General features: G+C 68.2%; 18 protein-coding genes. 9 read left to right on the plus strand and 9 right to left on the minus strand.

The window, feature by feature from the left end; genetic code table 11:
• Positions 1-65: 65 nt before the first annotated feature.
• On the minus strand, positions 66-3,548 hold the full coding sequence (locus nbrcactino_RS06050; protein ID WP_161926539.1) for a helicase-related protein: 3,483 nt from the start codon (positions 3,546-3,548) through the stop codon (positions 66-68).
• Between the two features lie 131 nt (positions 3,549-3,679).
• Here nbrcactino_RS06050 and nbrcactino_RS06055 point away from each other — a divergent pair, with 131 nt between their 5' ends.
• On the plus strand, positions 3,680-4,876 hold the full coding sequence (locus nbrcactino_RS06055) for a Fic family protein (protein ID WP_161926540.1): 1,197 nt from the start codon (positions 3,680-3,682) through the stop codon (positions 4,874-4,876).
• Positions 4,877-4,954: 78 nt separating this feature from the next.
• Here nbrcactino_RS06055 and greA read toward each other — a convergent pair whose 3' ends face one another.
• The 3 genes from greA to nbrcactino_RS06070 all read right to left on the minus strand — a co-directional run bounded on the left by greA (position 4,955) and on the right by nbrcactino_RS06070 (position 6,800).
• The gene (gene greA, locus nbrcactino_RS06060) at positions 4,955-5,440 is read right to left on the minus strand and encodes a transcription elongation factor GreA (RefSeq protein ID WP_161926541.1); all 486 of its coding nucleotides are present in this window, start codon (positions 5,438-5,440) and stop codon (positions 4,955-4,957) included.
• A 158-nt stretch (positions 5,441-5,598) separates the two neighbouring features.
• Positions 5,599-6,402 carry a queuosine precursor transporter gene (locus nbrcactino_RS06065; protein WP_371864491.1) on the minus strand — a complete coding sequence of 268 codons (804 nt, stop codon included), beginning with the start codon at positions 6,400-6,402 and terminating at the stop codon, positions 5,599-5,601.
• Positions 6,354-6,800 (minus strand): DUF4307 domain-containing protein, encoded by a 447-nt coding sequence (locus nbrcactino_RS06070; RefSeq protein WP_161926543.1) that lies wholly within the window; start codon positions 6,798-6,800, stop codon positions 6,354-6,356. Before nbrcactino_RS06070 ends, nbrcactino_RS06065 begins: the two co-directional genes overlap by 49 nt.
• A gap of 23 nt (positions 6,801-6,823) precedes the next feature.
• On the opposite strand from nbrcactino_RS06070, the gene mca reads away from it, so the two are divergent.
• From mca to nbrcactino_RS06090, 4 genes are all read left to right on the plus strand, one after another.
• Positions 6,824-7,684 (plus strand): mycothiol conjugate amidase Mca, encoded by an 861-nt coding sequence (gene mca / locus nbrcactino_RS06075; protein ID WP_228460701.1) that lies wholly within the window; start codon positions 6,824-6,826, stop codon positions 7,682-7,684.
• An 11-nt stretch (positions 7,685-7,695) separates the two neighbouring features.
• Positions 7,696-7,983: a hypothetical protein gene (locus tag nbrcactino_RS06080; RefSeq protein ID WP_186343312.1), complete on the plus strand. Its 288-nt coding sequence runs from the start codon at positions 7,696-7,698 to the stop codon at positions 7,981-7,983.
• A gap of 23 nt (positions 7,984-8,006) precedes the next feature.
• Positions 8,007-9,992 carry a thioredoxin domain-containing protein gene (locus tag nbrcactino_RS06085; protein ID WP_161926545.1) on the plus strand — a complete coding sequence of 662 codons (1,986 nt, stop codon included), beginning with the start codon at positions 8,007-8,009 and terminating at the stop codon, positions 9,990-9,992.
• A gap of 286 nt (positions 9,993-10,278) precedes the next feature.
• Positions 10,279-11,343 (plus strand): 3-deoxy-7-phosphoheptulonate synthase, encoded by a 1,065-nt coding sequence (locus tag nbrcactino_RS06090; protein ID WP_161926546.1) that lies wholly within the window; start codon positions 10,279-10,281, stop codon positions 11,341-11,343.
• A 28-nt stretch (positions 11,344-11,371) separates the two neighbouring features.
• On the opposite strand, the gene nbrcactino_RS06095 is transcribed toward nbrcactino_RS06090, so the two are convergent.
• The 3 genes from nbrcactino_RS06095 to trhA all read right to left on the minus strand — a co-directional run bounded on the left by nbrcactino_RS06095 (position 11,372) and on the right by trhA (position 14,105).
• On the minus strand, positions 11,372-12,772 hold the full coding sequence (locus tag nbrcactino_RS06095; RefSeq protein WP_161926547.1) for a PepSY-associated TM helix domain-containing protein: 1,401 nt from the start codon (positions 12,770-12,772) through the stop codon (positions 11,372-11,374).
• 78 nt (positions 12,773-12,850) lie between these two features.
• The gene (locus nbrcactino_RS06100; protein WP_161926548.1) at positions 12,851-13,393 is read right to left on the minus strand and encodes a hypothetical protein; all 543 of its coding nucleotides are present in this window, start codon (positions 13,391-13,393) and stop codon (positions 12,851-12,853) included.
• A gap of 37 nt (positions 13,394-13,430) precedes the next feature.
• A complete protein-coding gene (gene trhA / locus nbrcactino_RS06105) occupies positions 13,431-14,105 on the minus strand; it encodes a PAQR family membrane homeostasis protein TrhA (protein ID WP_161926549.1) in 675 nt (224 codons plus the stop codon).
• Positions 14,106-14,187: 82 nt separating this feature from the next.
• Here trhA and nbrcactino_RS06110 point away from each other — a divergent pair, with 82 nt between their 5' ends.
• On the plus strand, positions 14,188-14,973 hold the full coding sequence (locus nbrcactino_RS06110; protein ID WP_161926550.1) for an isoprenyl transferase: 786 nt from the start codon (positions 14,188-14,190) through the stop codon (positions 14,971-14,973).
• A 35-nt stretch (positions 14,974-15,008) separates the two neighbouring features.
• Positions 15,009-15,656, plus strand: coding sequence for a CYTH domain-containing protein (locus tag nbrcactino_RS06115; RefSeq protein WP_161926551.1), 648 nt, complete (start codon positions 15,009-15,011; stop codon positions 15,654-15,656).
• A 12-nt stretch (positions 15,657-15,668) separates the two neighbouring features.
• On the opposite strand, the gene nbrcactino_RS06120 is transcribed toward nbrcactino_RS06115, so the two are convergent.
• The gene (locus nbrcactino_RS06120; protein ID WP_161926552.1) at positions 15,669-16,199 is read right to left on the minus strand and encodes a TetR/AcrR family transcriptional regulator; all 531 of its coding nucleotides are present in this window, start codon (positions 16,197-16,199) and stop codon (positions 15,669-15,671) included.
• Between the two features lie 90 nt (positions 16,200-16,289).
• Between nbrcactino_RS06120 and kstD the strand changes: the two genes are divergently transcribed.
• Positions 16,290-17,954, plus strand: a complete 1,665-nt coding sequence (kstD, locus tag nbrcactino_RS06125) for a 3-oxosteroid 1-dehydrogenase (RefSeq protein WP_161926553.1) — start codon at positions 16,290-16,292, stop codon at positions 17,952-17,954.
• A 96-nt stretch (positions 17,955-18,050) separates the two neighbouring features.
• On the opposite strand, the gene nbrcactino_RS06130 is transcribed toward kstD, so the two are convergent.
• Positions 18,051-18,560, minus strand: a complete 510-nt coding sequence (locus nbrcactino_RS06130; RefSeq protein ID WP_161926554.1) for a TetR/AcrR family transcriptional regulator — start codon at positions 18,558-18,560, stop codon at positions 18,051-18,053.
• 214 nt (positions 18,561-18,774) lie between these two features.
• Between nbrcactino_RS06130 and nbrcactino_RS06135 the strand changes: the two genes are divergently transcribed.
• Positions 18,775-19,335: a nuclear transport factor 2 family protein gene (locus nbrcactino_RS06135; protein ID WP_161926555.1), complete on the plus strand. Its 561-nt coding sequence runs from the start codon at positions 18,775-18,777 to the stop codon at positions 19,333-19,335.
• Positions 19,336-19,360 lie beyond the last annotated feature (25 nt).

Below are 19,360 nucleotides of genomic sequence, written 5' to 3' on the forward strand. Positions count from 1 at the left end.
TCGGTGGAAGTGGGCGGAACATTGCAGGGTACCGCACAACATAGTGTGTGTGTGTAGTGGTTAGGTCAGTGCGGCGGCAAGCCTTTGGCCCAGACCTTCTTCCATTGCAGTTGCACCCCGGCGACGTCGGCATCGCCGAGATGCACGTCGCTGAAATAGTCGGTGAGATAACGGATTTCGTCGTGCTCGGGTCCATCCGGACTCACCGACACCAGTACCAATCGGTGCTGCTGCCCAGTGTTCAGTGCGTGTAGCACCTCGTTGTAGGAGACGAAGACGCTGTCGGCTCCTTCGACGCGGCCCTTGACCTCCAGGAACACCGTCGGATCGGCGGTACCCGGCGTGGTGGAACGGATGTCAAAGCCCTTGTTGTTGTGCGCCATTTCCTCGGGTGAGCGGCCCAGGGCGCGTTCGGAGGCCAATGCCAGATCCACCGCTCGACGCTCGCTCAGCGTCGTATCCCGGGCGTATTGCGCCACCGCGCCGCCGAGCATTCCCGCCGGGATGACCACCATGACCGCGGCCAATTCGGGACGCCGGGCGGTCAGTGCGCGTTGGCGCTGGAGCTTGGCCAACCGTCGCTCCAATCGCAATTCGAGATCCTCGGCGCGAGCGGCGAGGGTGTCCGGGCTGTGTCGGCGTTTGCGCCGCCGACCACCCGCGGCATCCTCCTCGCGCAGCCGCGCGACTTCACCGTGCAAGTGGTTGATCTGCCCGTGCAACCGCGACCGAACGGCATCGGCGGTTCGGTCGATCTCGGCGACCAGGCGTGTGCGCACCTCCGCCAGATGCTGCGGTTGGGCGGTGCCGGCAGCCCAACCCATGGCGGCGTCGGCGAGCTGACCGGAGAGCCATTCCGTCGCCAGTGCGCGATCAGCGGCGCGGCGGGCCGCAACCGGGTCGGCGCATGCGTCGATAGGAGCAAGGTCGAGATGGGGAGCGGGTCCCGCGTCGGACGCTGTTCCGTCGGGGCGCAGATCGACGAAGCTGAACCGCTTGCTCACCACCCGACCGGTCCCGTCGACGATCTCGCCGGTCATGGCGACGATGACCCGCGGCTGGTCTCCGGGGTCGGCGGGATCGACGAGAACCGCACCGCGGCGCAACTCGTCGAATCCGCGCTCGACGGTCGCGTCGACGACGGCATCGAGCAGCGGGTGCCCCGGCGCCAACAAATCGACCCGGTGTCGGACGCCTTCGGCGGCGGCCGGTTCGAAGGCGACGCGTTCATACGCCCGGACCACCGGGCGCCCGCCGTGCTCCCGCCGCGCCGGCCGGTCGCGCAGCACCAGCGGCACGTTGGCGATCTGGAACAGGCCCTTCTCGCGCTTGGCGAGACGCCCGCCGAGTGCGCCGAACGCCTCGCGGAAGAACCGTTCGATGTAGTGCGGCTGCAGCCGCCGGGCCTGGGCCTCATCCATCTCCCTGCGCAACTGCTCCAACTCGAGCGGCCCGAGCGTCTCCCGGGCCAGGGCCCGCGACTGCACGAGATCACGGCACCCGTCGGCGACGGTTGCGTCGACGACCCGTTCAATCTCCTCGAGCCGCTTCGGGTCGTCGCCGTAGCGGATCGCATCCATCAGCAGCTTGCGCAGCGGTTGCTCGGTGAAGGATTCGCCCAGCACGTCGAACAGCTTGCCGCCATAGGCTTTTCGCTGTTGCTCCATCTTCTCCAGCAGGCGCAGGTAGACCTGGCCCTCGCGGGTCTGATCGGCGACCACGTTCCACAGGCGGCAGACCTGCTTCTGCCCGATGCGGTGGATCCGGCCGAATCGCTGCTCTAACCGATTGGGATTCCACGGCAGGTCGTAGTTGATCATCAGATTCGCCGCCTGCAGGTTCAGGCCCTCACCCGCGGCGTCGGTGGCGACGAGCACCTGCCGCCGGGGATCGTTGGTGAATTGCTCGCGCAGCACGGTGCGTTCGCGGCGGGGCGTCCCGCCGTGGATGGTGAGGACCGCCTCGTCGCTGCCCAGCACATTGCGGATCTGTCGAGCGAGATAGTCGAGGGTGTCTCGGTGTTCGGTGAAGATGATGAGCTTGCGCGGCTGGCCATCGGGCCCGCGAAGGAGCTTGCGGTCGATCAGCAGGTCGCGCACCTCCGACCACTTGCGGTCGACGCCGGAGTCGCGCACCCGCGTCGCCATCGCGACCAAGTCGTCGAGTAGCGCGATCTCGACATCCAATTCCGCGACGGTGCGGGCGGCAGTCGCCGCATCGACCACCTCGTCGGCCGCGGCCTCGTACTCGGCGGCGTCGAAATCGTCGGAATCGTCGAGCGCATCCAAGTCCTGCGGGGCCGGGTCGGCGAACGGATTGCGTCCGGCCTGCAGCTCGGCGCGCATGGCGGCCAGCCGGTGACGGCGGCGTTCCAGGCTGCGCAGGATGGCGTGTGTGCTCGACGCCAAGCGTCGTTGCAGGACGGTCAGGGCGAAGCCGACCGTGCGCCGCTGCGGTGAATCTGCCTGAGCCTCGGCGCGGTTCATCTCCTCGCGAACGTAGTGGGTCACCGCCTCGTACAGCTCCAGCTCGCCGTCGGAGAGGTCGTACGGGACCGTCTCGGCAATCCGCTCCGGAAACAGCGGCTTGCCTTCGAAGGTCAGCAGTTCCTCCTTCACCATGCGCCGCATCAATCCGGAGGTGTCCGGGGTCGGGGCGCCGGGCAGTTGGTGGCCGGCGAACCGGTCCTCGTCCAGGAGGGAGAGGAAAGCGGCGAAGTTGTCGTCGCTGCCGGAATGCGGGGTCGCCGTCATCAACAGCAGATGGCGGCTGATCGAACCGAGGAGCTGGCCCAGTTCGAAGCGTCGGGTCATCCGCAGCTCACCGCCCCACCAGTTCGCCGACATGCGGTGTGCCTCGTCGACGACGACAAGATCCCAATCGGTGTGCGACAGCGCCTCGAGGAGATCCTCGTTGCGGGCGAGTTGGTCCATCCGCGCGATCATGACGGGGTGCCCGGAGAACGGGTCACCGTCGACGCTGGCTTCGATCATGTCCCGTGTCAGGAGCGTGGCCGTGATCCCGAACTTGGTTTCCAACTCCTCTTGCCACTGCTCGACGAGTCCGCCCGGCGCGACGACGAGCATGCGTGCCAGGTCGCCGCGGAGCATCAGTTCTTTGGCGTACAGGCCCGCCATGATCGTCTTGCCCGCGCCGGGGTCGTCGGCGAGGAGGAAGCGCAACGGTGTGCGGGGGAGGAGTTCCCCGTAGACCGCCCGGATCTGGTGGGGCAGCGGCGAGATGTCGCTGGTGGCGACCGCCACCATGGGGTCATGGGCACCGGCCATCCTGATGCGCAGCGCCTCGGTGGCGAGCTTGAACCGACCGGCGTCGGAGTCGAAGGTCCAGCCGGCGGAGTCGGCGGCGATTGTCAGGTCGGCCAGCTCGGACTCGTAGAGCATCTCCTCGGCGATGCCGGTCTCGTCGTCGCGCACGACGATGGCCAGAGCCGAGTCGCCGTGGGGCGTCACCGCGACGACGGTGACCGGGCGCGGCCACCGGCCGGTCAATCGCACACCGGTGGTGATGTCGGCAAAGGTGAGTGTCATCGGCCGCCCTCGTGGTGTCGGTGCAAAGCCGCACGACATTACCCTATCCACAACAAAGTGTGCAGACATTGGGTGTTGTTGTGGCAGCGATGACATCACTTACTCGCATAAGTGATGCTATTGTCGGGGGTATGGCCTCACTTGGTACCGCAGTGGCCTACGAGCAACTGACTTGGGCCCTGCCGGTCGAAGCCCGTTACGGGGTGGCTGACCAGCGCGCGGCGGTTCGGCAATCCGGGGTGTACCAGGCCGCAATTCCGGCCGATATCGCCGAACTCGCCGTCGCGCTGCCGCAGTCGGTTCTTGCCGACGCAGACGACGCCGCGCACGAGATCGCGCGGTTCGACGCCGAACTCGGCTCGGAGATCGCGTCGTTTACCACCGTTCTCCTGCGGTCCGAAGCCGCAGCAAGCTCGAACATTGAGAACCTGACGGCTTCGGCGCGAGCGATCGCCGAAGCGGAGGTGCTCGGTGGCACGCGGAAGAACGCAAACCTGATTGTCGCCAACGCCGACGCGATGCGCGCGGCAGTCGGTTTGGCCGACCGTATCGACACCGACGCGATACTTGCGATGCACTACGCATTGATGGCACCCAGCCAACCCGAGATCGCCGGGAAGTGGCGCACCGAGCAAGTGTGGATCGGCGGTGGCCCGTTCGGTCCTCGGGGTGCCGATTTTGTGGCACCGCATCACAGCAGGGTTCCCGCGGCGATCGACGATTTAGTCGCCTTCGCCTCCCGCGACGATGTGCCGGTGCTGATGCAGGTGGCCGTTGCGCATGCCCAGTTCGAGACCATCCACCCGTTCCCCGACGGGAACGGGCGAACCGGGCGCGCTCTACTCCAGGCAATGCTTAGGCATCAACGGCTGACTCGCCGCATCACAGTTCCGGTTTCCGCCGGCCTGCTTGCCGACACCGAGAGCTACTTCGCCGCGCTCACGGCATACCGTGAGGGAGACGCGAGTCGGATTGTTGCCGTGATGGCGGCAGCGGCATCGCACGCGGTCGCCAACGGTCGACGACTCGTGGACGATCTGACAAAGATCCGGTCGGCGTGGGGTGACAGGATTGTCGCCCGCCGGGACTCGTCGATTCACCGGGTCGCCGATCTTCTGGTGAGTCGCCCGGTATTCAACGCGGTGCTGCTACAGCGCGAGCTTGGGATTCGAACCGGCAACGCCAGACGATACATCGACCCACTCATCGAGGCTGGGATCATCGTCGAGTTCACCGACCGAGCGCGAAACCGGGCGTGGCGTGCGCCAGAAGTGCTCGCCGCACTGGATGCTTTCGCCGAGCGCGCTGGACGTCGATACGTGCCATGACCTGTGGCGCGCGCCAACCCCTCAGAAACTCGTCAGTCCCGCACCGGACGATGCGGGACTGACGAAACGGCACTGGAATCAGCCGTGGTACGGCTCGGCCTTGACCAGGGTCACCTTGACCTGGGCACCGGAGGGCACCGCGTATTCGCGGGTATCGCCGACCTTGGCGTTGAGCAGGGCGGCACCGAGGGGCGAGCTCGGGGAGTAGATCTCCAGCTCGTCGGCGGCGCTCTCCTCGCGGGTCGCGATGAGGAAGGTCTCGGTGTCGGACTCGTCGCCGTCGTAATAGACGGTCACCACCGAGCCCGGCAGCGCGACGCCGGACTGCGTCGGGGCGACGCCGACCTTCGCGTTGTTCAGCAGATCCTGCAGCTGGCGGATACGCGCCTCCTGCTGGCCCTGCTCCTCGCGCGCGGCGTGGTAGCCGCCGTTCTCCTTGAGATCGCCCTCTTCGCGGCGCTCATTGATCTCGGCGGCAATGACCGGACGGTTGGCGATCAGCGAGTCCAACTCCTCTTTGAGGCGGTCGTGGGACTCCTGCGTCAGCCAGGTGGTGTCGGCCATCGGATACTCCTTCATCTGGTCCGAAACCCGCAGGGCCGCCCCCAAATGAGGCGCGGTGCGGGTTGGACACTGTCCTAAATGCAACTGAACACGGCCCCACGATTTGGGGCCGTGCTGTGCCTACAGGCTACCAGTCGTTGTGTCCCGCAGCACAACCGTTATCGGTTCGTTGCCGACTGCAGTTGCTCGCCGTACGTCGGTTCCCGACGTTTGAGCCATCCGCACACGGCATAGGTGATCGGCATGACCAGCACCTCGATGCAGACCTTCCACACAAAGCCGACCAGCGTGTACGAGAGGAACGACGAGAAGGTGGTGAACCCCAGCGCGGGGGCGGCGATGGCGCAGAAGACGACGGTGTCGGCGGCCTCCCCGACGATGGTGGAACCGATCAGCCGCGCCCACAGGCGTTGCTCGCCGGAGCGCTCCTTCATCCGCACCAGGACGTAGGAGTTGAGGAACTCGCCGACCAGGTAACCGGCCAATCCGGCGATCAAGATCTGCGGGATGACCCCGGACACCGTGTGGAAGGCGGCCTGCAGTTCGTGGGTCTGGGCGTCGGTCACCGGATCGGAGGTGGGGAGCTGATCGGCCACCCACAGGCTCGCCGAGGCGAGCAGCAGGATCCCGAAGCCCAGCGCGATCACCCGGCGCATGGCGCGGAAGCCGTACACCTCGCTGATGACGTCGCCCAGCACGTACGCGAGCGGGAAGAGGAAGAAGGCGCCGTCGGTCGGCAGGCCGTTGACGTGGATCGGCCCCAGGTCGAATTGCAGCCACGACGAGAAAAACACCGCCGGCCGCGACGCGGTGACGTTGCTGATGAGCATCACGCCGACGAACAGCCCGACGAGGACCGGGAAGTAGCGGCTACCCGTCTCGGCGAACGCAGCCGTGCGGCGCTGCTCGGCCACTACTCGTCGTCCTGCGCGGTCAGATACGGCGGCACCGTCGGGCCGCATCCGAAGACCTCACCGACGACGGGCCGGTCCGACGTGTGGACGGTGGTGCGGACCCCGACGCGCGGCGCCTGCCCGCCCGGGATCAGGACTTCGCGTCGACCCACTTCGCTGCCGTCCTTGGCGCGGGCCTTCAGCACGCACGACACCGGTTTGCTCGGGTCGGCGCGGGAGACGGTGAACTGTACGTCGACGGTGGTGGGGCCGGTGATGAAGAAGCCGGTGCCCTCGCCGGCGACGTCGGGGCTGCCGAATTTCTGGAATCCGATGATCGCCAGCACGACCCCGACGGCCAGGACCAGGCCGGTCAGGCCCAGGAACCACTTGCGGCGCGACCGATTCGACAGCTCGGTCGGGTAGGTCGCGCGCGGCCCGTAGCGGCCCCCGTCGGATGCGTTCACCTGTCAATACCTACCATGAAGCCATGGCCAGATTGATGGCGGTTCACGCGCATCCCGACGACGAGTCCAGCAAGGGCGCTGCGACGACCGCGCGCTACGCCGCCGAAGGCCACGACGTCCTGGTCGTCACCCTCACCGGCGGTGAGCGCGGCGACATCCTGAATCCGGCGATGGACCGGCCCGGGATTTTGGAGAACATCGCCCAGGTCCGCCGCGAGGAGATGGCGGCCGCGGCGGCCGCCCTCGGCGTCGACCAGACCTGGTTGGGGTTCGTCGACTCCGGGCTCCCGCAGGGTGATCCGCTGCCGCCGGTGCCGGCGGGCTCGTTCGCGACGGTGCCGTTGGAGACGGCCACCGAGAAGCTGGTGCAGGTGGTCCGCGACTTCCGTCCGCACGTGATGATCACCTACGACGAGCACGGCGGCTACCCGCATCCCGACCACATCCGCTGCCATGAGGTGTCGGTGGCCGCGTTCGAGCAGGCCGGCGACCCGGATGCCTTCCCCGGCACGGGCGACCCGTGGACGGTCGGCAAGCTCTATTACACGCACGGTTTCATCCGCGACCGGATCCTGCGGTTCTCCGAGGAGTTCGACCGCAACGGCCAGACGAGCCCCTTCAAGGAGTGGCTGGACAAGTGGGATCGCAACCAGGGCGACATGATGGCCCGGGTCACCACGCAGATCGAATGTGCGGACTTTTTCCAGGCGCGCGATGACGCGTTGCGGGCCCACGCGACCCAGATAGATCCGAACGGATTTTTCTTCGCAGTACCCTTGGAGTGGCAGCAGCGCTTGTGGCCGACCGAAGAGTTCGAGTTGGCGCAGACACGGGTGACCACGTCGATCCCCGAGACCGACTTGTTCACCGGGATCGAGGAATGATGAGCCCGACGATGACGGTCGTCGCGACGAACCTCACGATGTTTCTCGCCGCGCCCGATGACACGAAGGGTCCGGAGTTCGGCAAGGCCTCGCCGATCGGCCTGCTGGTCATCCTCGTGCTCCTGGCCGGGACCGCCCTGTTGATCCGCTCGATGAACACCCAGCTGCGCCGGTTGCCCGAGACCTTCGACACCGAGCACCCCGAGGCCGACCAGGCTTTCGACGAGGGGACCGACAAGGTCAGCATCCCGGTCGACGCGCCGGACGCCGACGCGCCCGACGACACCGCCTCGCCCTAACTCCTCGCGGCTAGGCTGGGCGGGTGGCCAATCGTCTCGCCTCCGCGACCAGCCCCTACTTGCGCCAGCACGCCGGCAACCCGGTGCAGTGGTGGGAGTGGTCCGACGAGGCTTTCGCCGACGCCGCGCGCCGGGACGTGCCGGTGCTGCTCTCGGTCGGGTACGCGGCCTGCCACTGGTGCCACGTCATGGCGCACGAGACCTTCGACGATCCCGCCCTCGCGGCACAGATGAACGACGGTTTCGTCTGCATCAAGGTCGACCGGGAGGAGCGCCCGGACATCGACGCGGTCTACATGAACGCGACGGTGGCGATGACCGGGCAGGGCGGCTGGCCGATGACGTGCTTCCTCACCCCGGACGGCGACCCGTTCTACTGCGGCACCTACTTCCCGCCGGAACCGCGCGGCGGGCAGCCGGGGTTCGGCGAGGTCCTCGCCGCGATCACCCAGACGTGGGTGGAGCGCCGCGACGAGGTCGGCCAGGTCGCCGGCCAGGTGCGCGCCCACCTGGCGGCGACCGCGTCGGGACTGCCCGACTCGGGTGCGCGCGTCGACGACGGGCTCGTCGCCGCCGCGGTCGAGGCGCTGATCGCCGACGAGGACCCGGTCCACGGGGGCTTGGGCCGCGCGCCGAAGTTCCCGCCGTCGGCGACGATGCTGGCGCTGCTGCGCCACGACGAGCGGGTCGGTTCGCCGGCGGCCTTCGACGTGGTGGCGCGCGCCGGTGCGGCGATGGCCCGCGGCGGCATCTACGACCAACTGGCCGGTGGTTTCGCGCGCTACGCCGTCGACGAGGCCTGGGTGGTGCCGCACTTCGAGAAGATGCTCTACGACAACGCGCTGCTGTTGCGCGCCTACGCCCAGCTCGCGCGCCACGACCGGGGTGGGGTCGCCGAGCGGGTGTGCGAGCAGACGGTCGCATTCCTCGACGAGGCGCTCGGCACTGCCGGCGGCGGGTTCGCGTCGTCGCTGGACGCCGACACCGACGGGGTGGAGGGCGCCACCTACGTCTGGACGCCGACCCAGCTCGACCAGGTGCTGGGGCCCGACGACGGTGCGTGGGCGGCCACGCTGTTCCGGGTCACCGCGGCCGGCACGTTCGAGGAGGGGGCCTCGACCCTGCAACTCCCGCACGATCCCGACGACCCGGCGCGTTTCGCCGCGGTGGTGGCGGCCTTGCGCGCGGCGCGCGACGACCGGGCACAACCGGCCCGCGACGACAAGGTCGTCACGGTGTGGAACGCGCTGGCGATCACCGCACTCGTCGAGGCGGGAATCGCGCTCGGACACCAGGAGTGGGTGGACCGGGCCGCCCGGTGTGCGACCGTGCTGGTGGAGAGCCACATCGTCGACGGCCGGTTGCGCCGCGGCTCGCTGGACGGCGTCGTCGGGGAACCGGCCGCAATGCTCGACGACCACGCCGCCCTCGTCGTCGCCCTGCTGTCGCTGTTCGCCGCGACCGGCGACGACCACTGGCGGAGCACGGCCCTCGAGTTGTTGGACCGCGCCATCGACACCTTCGGCGATTCGGCGGAGGCGGGTTCGTGGTTCGACGCGCCGGATGACGGCGGGCTGCTCGTGCGGCCCCGCGACCCGGCCGACGGCGCCACTCCGTCGGGGGCGTCGTTGACGGCCGAGGCGCTGCTGGCGGCGTCGATGCTGGCCGATCCGGACCGGGCCGGGCGCTACGCCGGCCTGGCCGACCAGACCCTGGGTCGGGCCGCGGTGCTGCTGGCGAAGGCGCCGCGTGCGGCCGGGCACTGGCTGGCGGTGGCGCAGGCAGCCCTGGCCGGGCCGATGCACCTCACCGCCTCGTCCGCGCGGCTGCTGGCCGTGGCGCGCGAGGCGGCCCCGGGCTACGCGGTCGTCACCGCCGCCGGCGACACGGGGTTCTCCGCGGACCAGCCGGCCGACACCGTCCTGGTCTGTCGCGGGACGACGTGTTCGCTGCCGCTCGGCGACGCCGAGGCGCTGCGCCGCGAACTCGACCAGAATCGGCCGAAATAAGCCCCCTCGAGGGAAATATGCCCTCGACCCCCCTGGATTCGGCCGATTGTGGCAGGGCCGACAATGCGGGCCGGCGAGCGCCGGTGCTATCGTGGTCGGCGTGACCACCACCGTGCGCGCATATTGGCGCTTTACCGAGGCTCCGGGTGAGCCTGCGGTGAAGCGGTAGTTTCGCGCGCACAATTCACATCCGGAGCCCGAGCAGCGACCACCTGGTTGCTGCTCTCTTGTTTTTCAGGGCTCCGCCGCGGGGCCCGTCGGGTACCAACGCGAGAGGCGAACACCAGTGACCACCACCCCAGACCTGAATGCGCAGACGTCGACGTCTGATCGGCGCATCCGGGCGTTCCGTCCGATCCCCACGCCGGACGCGCTGCGCAGCGAACTGCCGCTGACCGCACGCCGCGCGGTCGCCGTCTCGCGCGACCGCGAGGAGATCGCCGCCATCCTGGCCGGGCGCGACGAGCGGCTGCTCGTCGTCGTCGGGCCCTGCTCGATCCACGATCCGATCGCCGCGCTCGACTACGCGCGCCGGCTCGCCCCGCTGGCCGACGAATACGCCGACCGGCTCAAGATCGTCATGCGCGTGTACTTCGAGAAGCCGCGCACCACGGTCGGCTGGAAGGGCCTGATCAACGATCCGGGCATGGACGGCAGCTTCGACGTCGAGCGCGGCCTGCGGACCGCACGGTCGCTGCTGCTGGACATCATCGACCTGGGTCTGCCGGTCGGCTGCGAGTTCCTCGAGCCCAACAGCCCGCAGTACATCGCCGACGCGGTGGCCTGGGGTGCGATCGGCGCGCGGACCACCGAGTCGCAGGTCCACCGCCAGCTGGCGTCGGGTCTGTCGATGCCCATCGGGTTCAAGAACGGCACCGACGGCAACGTCCAGGTGGCCGTCGACGGGGTGAAGGCCGCGGCGGCCCAGCACGTCTTCTTCGGGCTCGACGACTTCGGCAACGGCGTGGTCGTGGAGACCGCGGGCAACGAGGACTGCCACATCATCCTGCGCGGCGGGACCCGGGGACCGAACTACGACGCCGGGTCGGTCGCCGAGGCGGTCTCGGTGCTCGACCGTGCCGGGCTGCCCAAGCGGGTGATGATCGACGCCTCGCACGCCAACTCCGGCAAGGACCACGAGCGCCAGGCCGTCGTCGCGGCCGAGATCGGCGACCTCGTCGCCGCGGGCGTGCCGGTCAGCGGCGTGATGCTGGAGAGCTTCCTCGTGGCCGGGGCCCAGTCGCCCGACGCCGAGGAGTTGGTCTACGGCCAGTCGGTGACCGACAAGTGCATGAGCTGGGAGGCCACCGACGAGGTGCTGCGCACCCTGGCCTCGGCCGCCAAGGGCTGAGTCCGGGGCGCGGCCGGGTCTGGCGAGGTCAGCGCACCGGTGACCGGTCGCGGACCCGGCCGATCAGCGCGTCGCCGACGAGGAAGGCGGCCAGCGGAATACCCAGCAGCGGCACGAACCACCCGACGGCCGCGGTGGTCGCGACCAGGGCGGCGAAGCCCAGGCGCGTGCCCCACCCCGACGAGGCAACGGCCGTGCGCCACGTTCCCCGCGAGGGTGCGCGCCCCGGCCGGGTGGCCGGACCGCGGCGCCACCACATCAGGTATCCGCGCACGATGACGGTGGTCAGCGCGGCGGCGAGGATGACCAGTGCCAGCGCGCTGACCCAGCCGAACAAGATGCCCATGTGCAGCTGGATCGCCCAGTCGGTCAGCTTCGCCGGCCAGGACCAGCTGGCGAACGGCAGCTCGGCGGTGACCGCCAGGGTCGTCGGGTCGATGGCGACGGCGTTCGACGAGTAGCGCCAGGGTAGTCGGGTCTGGGTGACCGTGACCGCGTCTGACGGATCGGTGGGCAGGGAGATTTCGACGCGGCCGTCGACGCCGTGATCGCGCGCGATAGTGGTGATCGCGTCGAGCCGGTCCTCGACGATGGTCGGGGCAGAAGGGGTGGGCGCAGAAGGGGTGGGCGCCTCCCCACCGGGGTGGGCGCCGGTGTGGTGCTGGTGGGCCACCGGCAGGACGGTCGGCAGGCTCGGGCGCTGCCAGCTCAATTGGCTGCGCAATTCGGCGATGTTCTCCCCGGCGTAGCGCGACCACGTCAGGCCGGTGGCCGAGAGGAACACCAGTCCGACGACGAGCCACAACCCGACCGCACCGTGCCAGTTCAGCGTCCGGGTGCGCCGTGTGCCCGATCGCGCGACGGTGCCCACGCGCCACCAGGATTCGCCGGTGTTGCGCCGACGGGTGCGAAAGCGTGCGATCCACAGGACCAGTCCGCCCAGCGCCACCACCCACAGCCACGAGGCGGCCGTCTCGCTGTAGAGGCGCCCGGCGTCGCCGAGGTGCAGGTCGCGGTGCAGGTGGTCGATCCACGTCCGCAGCGGCAGGGCGCCGTTGCTGCCGTAGGTGACGGTCTCGCCGAGGATCCGTGCGCTACCCGGGTCGACGAAGACGGTCCGCCGCTGCGAGTCGCCCAGCGAATCGTCGGCGAGGTAGACGCGGGTGGTCTGGCCGGGTGCCGCGGCGGCGTCGACCGCGGTGACCGTCACCGCGTCGTGTGTCGCACGGACGGCCGCGACCTGGTCGGCGATGGTGTGCGGCGGGCCGGCGGAGTCGCTGTGCAACAGGTCGCGGTAGACGAACTGTTCGGCGGTGGGGGCGAGGGCGTACAGGCCGCCGCTGACGGTGGCGACGAGCAGGAACGGGGCGATGAGGATGCCGGCGTAGAAATGCAGCCGGCGGATCAAGGGCAGCAGGGGACGGAACACGGGGACGGCTCGATTCGGGTGGTGCGCACCGTCGACCGGCCGCGGGCGCGCGGCCCGGGCGGAGAGGTGTGCAGACGGTTAGGGGCTGACGGCGGCCAGCGCCGGCGGTCCCCGTCGAATGGGTCGGGCAACGGCGTCCAGCGTTGCGACCAGCGGTGAATCAGAGCAGACGACGGCCCACGGGCGCGGCGCGGGCGCCGGGCCGGGGGAGTCGGTCCGGTGCAGGGCGTGCAGCAGGCCCAGGGCGTGCGCGGCGGCGCGTTCGGCGGCTTCGACGACGACCATCCCGACGGCGAGGGCCACGGCGTGGGCGCCGATCATCGTCGGGGACGGCAGCCCCATGGGGTGGGCGGCGCCGATCGTCAGGGTCAGGTGGCCGAGGACCTGTGCGGCGGCGAGCAGGGCCCCGAGCTGCCACGAGCGGGCGCGGTGGCCGCCGGCGGCCGCGCCGCCCCCGGCACAGCCGAGGACGAGCAGGGTGAGCAGGCCGATCCCGGGGGTGTCCGACGGCATGGCGGCCAGGTGCCCGCCGAGCGCGAGGAAGGCCGCGAGGCTCCCGACGGTCAGGCCGCGCACCGTGCGCAGGACCGCACCGGTCTGCGGGGCTGCGACGGCGAGCATGCGCTGAGTCTAACGGCGGACCTCCGCCGCGCCGGGCTCAGTGCAGCAGCAGGAGCCAGATCGCGGTGTAGTGGGCGATGGCGGCCACCACGGTGCACGCGTGGAAGAACTCGTGGTGGCCGAAGGTCTGCGGCCACGGGTTGGGCCAGCGCAGCGCGTAGAGGACGCCGCCCACGCTGTAGAGGACCCCGCCGAGGACCAACAGTGAGATGACCAGCCCGCCGGAGTATTCGATCAGCGTGGAGGCTTTGGCGACGATGACCCAGCCCAGGCCGATGTAGAGGGCGACGCCGAGCCACCGTGGGGCCTGGGGCCAGGCGATCTTGAGCACCATGCCGGCGATCGCCCCGCTCCAGACGATGCCCAGCACCCACCAGCGCGTCGGTGACGGCAGGGCGAGGTAGGAGAACGGCGTGTAGGAGCCGGCGATGAACAAGAAGATCATCGAGTGGTCGGCCCGCTTCATGAGCATGGCCGCGCGCTCGGATCCCCACTTGTGCCGGTGGTAGGTGGCGCTGATCGTGAAGAGTCCGAACACGGTGATCCCGTAGATCGCACATGCCAGCGCGGCGCCGACCCCCTTGAGTTGGGCGGCACCGATGACGATGGCGGCGACGGCGAGCGTCGAGATCCACGCGCTGTATTGGTGGATCACCCCGCGCATACGCGGCTTCGACTCGAGGTGAGCCGGCGTCGGGATTTCGGTAACCATAAACCTACGGTACCGTAAGTTACTGACGCGTTCGCCACTTTCGTGTTCGGCGCCACTCTCGCCCCGCGTACTCTGAAGGACGATGAAACTCATTCCCGACACGCTGCGTACCCCGATGTACGCGGTCTATGAGCGACGGCTCGCGCAGCTGTTGGACCGGGAGCGCCTGCCCAAGCATGTGGCGATCATCTGCGACGGCAACCGCCGGTGGGCGCGCGAGGCGGGGTTCGAGGACGTCAGCCACGGGCACCGCGTCGGCGCGGCGCGCATCGCGGACATGCTGTCCTGGTGCGACGAACTCGGGATCGGCACCGTCACCATCTACCTGCTCTCGACCGAGAATCTGCAGCGCCCGTCGGAGGAACTCGACGCGCTGATGGAGATCGTCCCCGACATCGTCGACGAGATCTCCGCGCCCGGGCGCGGCTGGCGGGTCCGCCTCGTCGGCAACATCGACCAACTGCCCGCCGTCGCCGCGCAGCGGCTCAAGGCCGCCGCCGACCGGACCGTGCGCCACGACGACCGGCTCAACGTCAACGTCGCCGTCGGGTACGGCGGTCGACAGGAGATCGTCGACGCGGTGCGCGACCTGCTGGCCGAGCGCATTGCCGGCGGCGCGTCGGGCGACGAGTTGATCGAGGCGGTTACCGTCGACGCGATCGACCGGAACCTCTACACGAAGGGTCAGCCCGACCCCGACCTGGTCATCCGCACCTCGGGGGAGCAGCGCCTCTCCGGGTTCCTGCTCTGGCAGAGCGCGTATTCGGAGATCTGGTTCACCGACGCCTACTGGCCCGAGTTCCGTCGGGTCGATTTCTTGCGCGCGCTGCGCGACTTCGGCGCGCGGAATCGCCGATTTGGCCGTTAACCGGGAATCGGCTGGTCGTGGCCTAGATTAGGGTTATGTACGACGATGCGTGCGAGGCTGCGGCCGACCTCGGCGATTTCGAGTTTGAGCGGAAGTTCCTGCTGCGCGAATTGCCCGCGGAGGCGGCCGCCGACCCCAGCCCGACGTTGATCGTGCAGGCCTACGTCTTCGCCGACGACGGGTTCGCCGTGCGGGTGCGCATCAGCGGTCCCGCCGGTCGGCTCGACCTGGACCGGCCGCCGCGCGACCTCGCGCAGGCGCTGACCGACCGCGACGACTCGCTGGGCACCCTCGGGGCGAAGGGTCCGGCGGTGTCGGGGACGCGGTATGAGGCCGAACGGCAGATCGACCCGTTGGTCGCCGGGTCCATCGCGGCCCGGTCGGAGGCGTTGATCGCCAAGGTCCGCTATTCGATGTGGATGGGCGAGGACGGCTGGGTGGTCGACCGGTTCCTGGCCGACAACGCGCCGCTGCTCGTCGGGGAGGTGGAGCGGGCCCGCCCGGTCACCGACCTGGCGATCCCGGACTTCTGCGTCACCGAGGTGTCCGAGGATTCCCGCTTCGGCAACGAATACCTGGCCTACCACCCGTTCCCGACGTGGGCGGCCGAGTTCGCCGATGAGTACCGGATTCTCGGTCCCGGGTTTATGCAGTCGCTGGGGGAGAACCGCTTCGACGGTTAGGTCGGCCAGGAGCTAGCCGGTGCGTGCGGTTAGTGCGGTGTCGAGATAGTCGATCAGCGGTGTCTGGTCGGTCGCGGTCATCCATCGGCGATAGCCGTATTCGACGACGGCCAGGACGGTGGCCACCAGTACGCCGGCGTGCCAATCGTCGGCTCCCCGCCCCAAACGGTGGGCGGCGATGGCGATCAAGGCGTCCCGGTCGTTGTCGGTGATCAGGTGGACCCGGTCAAGGATGTCGGGTGCGCCGGTGATGATGGTGCGCCAGCGCCTGGCCTCGAGGTCATTCATGGCCTGGGTCTGGTCGCGAATTGCGGTGATCAAGTCATCCTCGGGGGTCGAGGCGTCGATGTCGGCGAAACGCTCGACAATCGCTGCGCTACTCGCCCGGATGGGGCCCAACACCAGGTCCTCCTTTGAGGGAACATGCCGATAGTAGGTACTAGGCGAGACGCCGGCCGCCTCGGCGATCTGGTCGGTTGTCACCGAGCGATACCCGTTCTCGGCGAAAAGCTGCAGCGCTGCGGAGTCGATGCTGCGGCGCACTTCGGTGCGCCTTCGTGAGCGCAGTGGTGAGGTCACGGTGTCAGATTGTCAGATTGTGGCAGCGGGGTCCAATGTGATAGTAACTCTCATATGGAGAGTAACTACCAATTCGATGTTGTCGTCGTCGGTTCTGGTGCCGCGGGGATGACCGCCGCCATCACTGCCGCGCGCGGCGGTCTTGAAGTCGTTCTCGTCGAAAAGTCGGAACGGTGGGGCGGGTCAACCGCGCGCTCCGGGGGCGGGATCTGGATACCCGGCAACGATGATCTGCTCGGTCATGCCGGTGCCGATGACATCGAGGACGCGCGTCGGTATCTGCACGCACTGGCCGACGACGTGGTCGATCCGCTACGGATCGACACCTACATCGATCGCGGCCCGGAGGCTTTGCGAGCACTGTGCTCGTGGACGCCGCTCAAGCTGATGTGGGTTGACGGCTATTCCGACTACCTGCCCGAACTCCCCGGCGGCCGCGCGGCGGGTCGGTCAGTGGAACCGAAGCCGTTTGACACCAGGGTGTTGGGCGCGGACTACGAAACAATGGAACCCTTCTACACCAAGACGCCGCTCAACGTTGTTGTCGCGCAAGGTGATTACAAGTGGCTGAGCACTGGGACGCGACACTGGCGAGGACCGGTACGAATGACCAAAGTGGCGGCCCGGACCGTGCTGGCACGGCTGCGCGGGAAGCGGCTCGTCGGGTTGGGTGGAGCGCTCGTCGGTCCATTGATGATCGGCGTGCGTGCTGCTGGCGTCCAGGTGCGACTGGGTGAGGGCTTGCGCGAGTTGCTGATCGGCGATGGCGGCGAGGTTGCTGGTGTGGTGCTTGAGAGTGGTGAACAGATAGCGGCGCGTCGTGGTGTGGTCTTGGCCAGCGGGGGATTCGACCACAATGCTGCGATGCGGGCGCATTATCACCGGAAGCCTGCCAGCGCCGATCTTTCGTTGGGGGCAACGGCCAACACCGGCGACGGTATCAACGCGGCGCTCGAGGTGGGTGCGGCGCTGGACTTGATGGACGACGCCTGGTGGGCACCGTCGATTCCGTTGCCGAACGGGCCATGGTTTGCCCTCGCGGAACGGTCTCTTCCGCGCAGCATCCTGGTCAACAGTCGTGGGGTCCGGTTTATGAACGAGTCACTGCCCTATGTGGAGGCCACTCATGCCATGTTTGGTGGCCCGCACGGTAGTGGGGACGGGCCGGCGAAGAATCTGCCGGCATGGATGATCTTCGACCAGGGATATCGTGATCGATACGTCTTCGCCGGGCGTCCGGCGAAGACTCCGCTACCGCAGAAGTGGTTCGACAGCGGTGCCCTCGTCCGAGCCGATTCGATCCCCGCCCTGGCCGACCGGATCGGCCTCCCGGCAGGCGAGTTGGAAGCGACCATCGCCCGGTTCAACGGGTTTGCGCGCGACGGAGTGGATCGTGACTTCGGTCGGGGAGAGTCGGCCTACGACCACTACTATGGCGATATCACCAACAAGCCCAACCCCGGCCTGGGGGAGATCGTCAAACCGCCGTTCTACGCGGCGGAAATCGTGCCCGCCGACCTGGGGACCAAGGGTGGTGTTCTGACTGATGAGCGGGCGCGTGTACTGCGGGATGACGGGACGGTGATCGACCGGCTCTATGCGGCGGGAAATGTTTCGGCCGCAGTGATGGGGCATACCTATGCAGGCCCTGGTGCCACGATTGGACCGGCGATCGTGTTCGGCTACGTGGCTGCGTGTGATCTGGTCGGCGCTGGTTAATCTGGTCGGCGCTGGTTGATCGGGTCGACGCATCGGGTCCTGCCCGGAGCTGACTGTCGGTGCCGAACCATCCGGCGGTCAGTCGGGTCAGTCCAATCAGTTCTCAATGTCGGCGATCACGAATCGAGCAGCCCGCATAAAGCGCTCGGCGAACTCGGTGTAGCGGGCATGCCCCAGGCCGGCCTGCAACGTCGCGCCGTTGATCGCGATAGTCAACGCGTCGAGTCGGTCTTCGGTGGCGTGGTCGCCCAACGCTGCGGCCAGTTGATCGGCGATCGTGTGACCCACGCGCTCGCGGACGCGGCGCACCGATTGGTCGTCGCTCAACAGGGCTGCAGTGGATGAGCGACTCAAGTCGGGGTCATCGGCGAGAAGCGCCCCGAAGGAGGTGAATACCTGCTTGAGGCGATCGGCCGGCAAGTCGCCGACGATGTGCTGGCCACCCCACTGGTCGACCAGGCGCGCGAATGCCTCGGCAATGACGTGTTGTTTGGAGGAGAAGTATCCGTAGGTGGTCGCGTGGGTGATCCCAGCTCGACGAGAAACGTCGCGCATGGACAAGCGGTCGTAGCCCACGTCGTGGAGGGCCTGCACTGCTGCGGTCACGATTCGATCGGCGGTGTCTGGTACCGGCCCGCCTCTGCCGACGGCCGAATGTCCGGCGCGCTTAGGAGGGTCGGATTCTGATGCTGCCACGGTGCAGATCCTAGTCAAGCCGCTTGACAGGTGGCTAGTTTACAGGCGTATAGTTTACGGCAGTCAACTGTCTGGTGATGTGTCCAGGCATTCGTCCACAGCACGGTGAAAGGTAGTGGTGGTCATGGCCTTCGATCGCAGTGAACTCGACAGCATGCGACAGCGGTGGGAGCAGGCGAACGTCGAGGTAGAAGAGGCAGGTGATTGGCGTCCGCTGGCCGAGTTCTATACCGCCGACGCGACCTACGGCTGGAACTATGGACCCGGCTGGGACTTTATGGCGGTGGGCCGCGATGAAATTCGTGACTACGCCGTCGGATATGAGATGGACGGGCTAGAGGGGTGGACATACCCCTATCAGACCTGGGTGATCGATGAGCGCACCGGAGACATGATCGGTCTGTGGAAGCAAGTCTTCACCGCCCACCGTCCGGATGGCACCCCCTATGCGCTTGAGGGTGTACAAGGCAGCTGGTTCAAATACGCGGGTGACTTCACCTTTGGTTGGCAGCGAGACTTCTTCGACTATGGCAACGTGACCGCCCTGTACACCGAGATGCTGAATGCTGGAGTTGCCACAGCAGGGATGCACAAGCGCATCGAGCGCGTACTCGACGCTGCGGAGAGGCGCGAGCCGTTGCCGGGTTGGTACAAACTGGGTCAGGCCCCCGTGCCCTTCTGGTAGTCGCCGAGACCGATCGAGCTGTTGG

It is taken from the genome of Gordonia crocea (assembly GCF_009932435.1).
Lineage (GTDB): Bacteria > Actinomycetota > Actinomycetes > Mycobacteriales > Mycobacteriaceae > Gordonia > Gordonia crocea.

Coding starts and splice junctions, on each gene's coding strand:
- nbrcactino_RS06050 (WP_161926539.1), bottom strand. CDS start 3,548: ATGACACTCACCTTTGCCGACATCACCACCGGTGTGCGATTGACCGGC.
- nbrcactino_RS06055 (WP_161926540.1), top strand. CDS start 3,680: ATGGCCTCACTTGGTACCGCAGTGGCCTACGAGCAACTGACTTGGGCC.
- greA (WP_161926541.1), bottom strand. CDS start 5,440: ATGGCCGACACCACCTGGCTGACGCAGGAGTCCCACGACCGCCTCAAA.
- nbrcactino_RS06065 (WP_371864491.1), bottom strand. CDS start 6,402: ATGCGGCCCGACGGTGCCGCCGTATCTGACCGCGCAGGACGACGAGTA.
- mca (WP_228460701.1), top strand. CDS start 6,824: ATGGCCAGATTGATGGCGGTTCACGCGCATCCCGACGACGAGTCCAGC.
- nbrcactino_RS06080 (WP_186343312.1), top strand. CDS start 7,696: ATGACGGTCGTCGCGACGAACCTCACGATGTTTCTCGCCGCGCCCGAT.
- nbrcactino_RS06100 (WP_161926548.1), bottom strand. CDS start 13,393: ATGCTCGCCGTCGCAGCCCCGCAGACCGGTGCGGTCCTGCGCACGGTG.
- trhA (WP_161926549.1), bottom strand. CDS start 14,105: ATGGTTACCGAAATCCCGACGCCGGCTCACCTCGAGTCGAAGCCGCGT.
- nbrcactino_RS06110 (WP_161926550.1), top strand. CDS start 14,188: ATGAAACTCATTCCCGACACGCTGCGTACCCCGATGTACGCGGTCTAT.
- nbrcactino_RS06115 (WP_161926551.1), top strand. CDS start 15,009: ATGTACGACGATGCGTGCGAGGCTGCGGCCGACCTCGGCGATTTCGAG.
- kstD (WP_161926553.1), top strand. CDS start 16,290: ATGGAGAGTAACTACCAATTCGATGTTGTCGTCGTCGGTTCTGGTGCC.
- nbrcactino_RS06135 (WP_161926555.1), top strand. CDS start 18,775: ATGGCCTTCGATCGCAGTGAACTCGACAGCATGCGACAGCGGTGGGAG.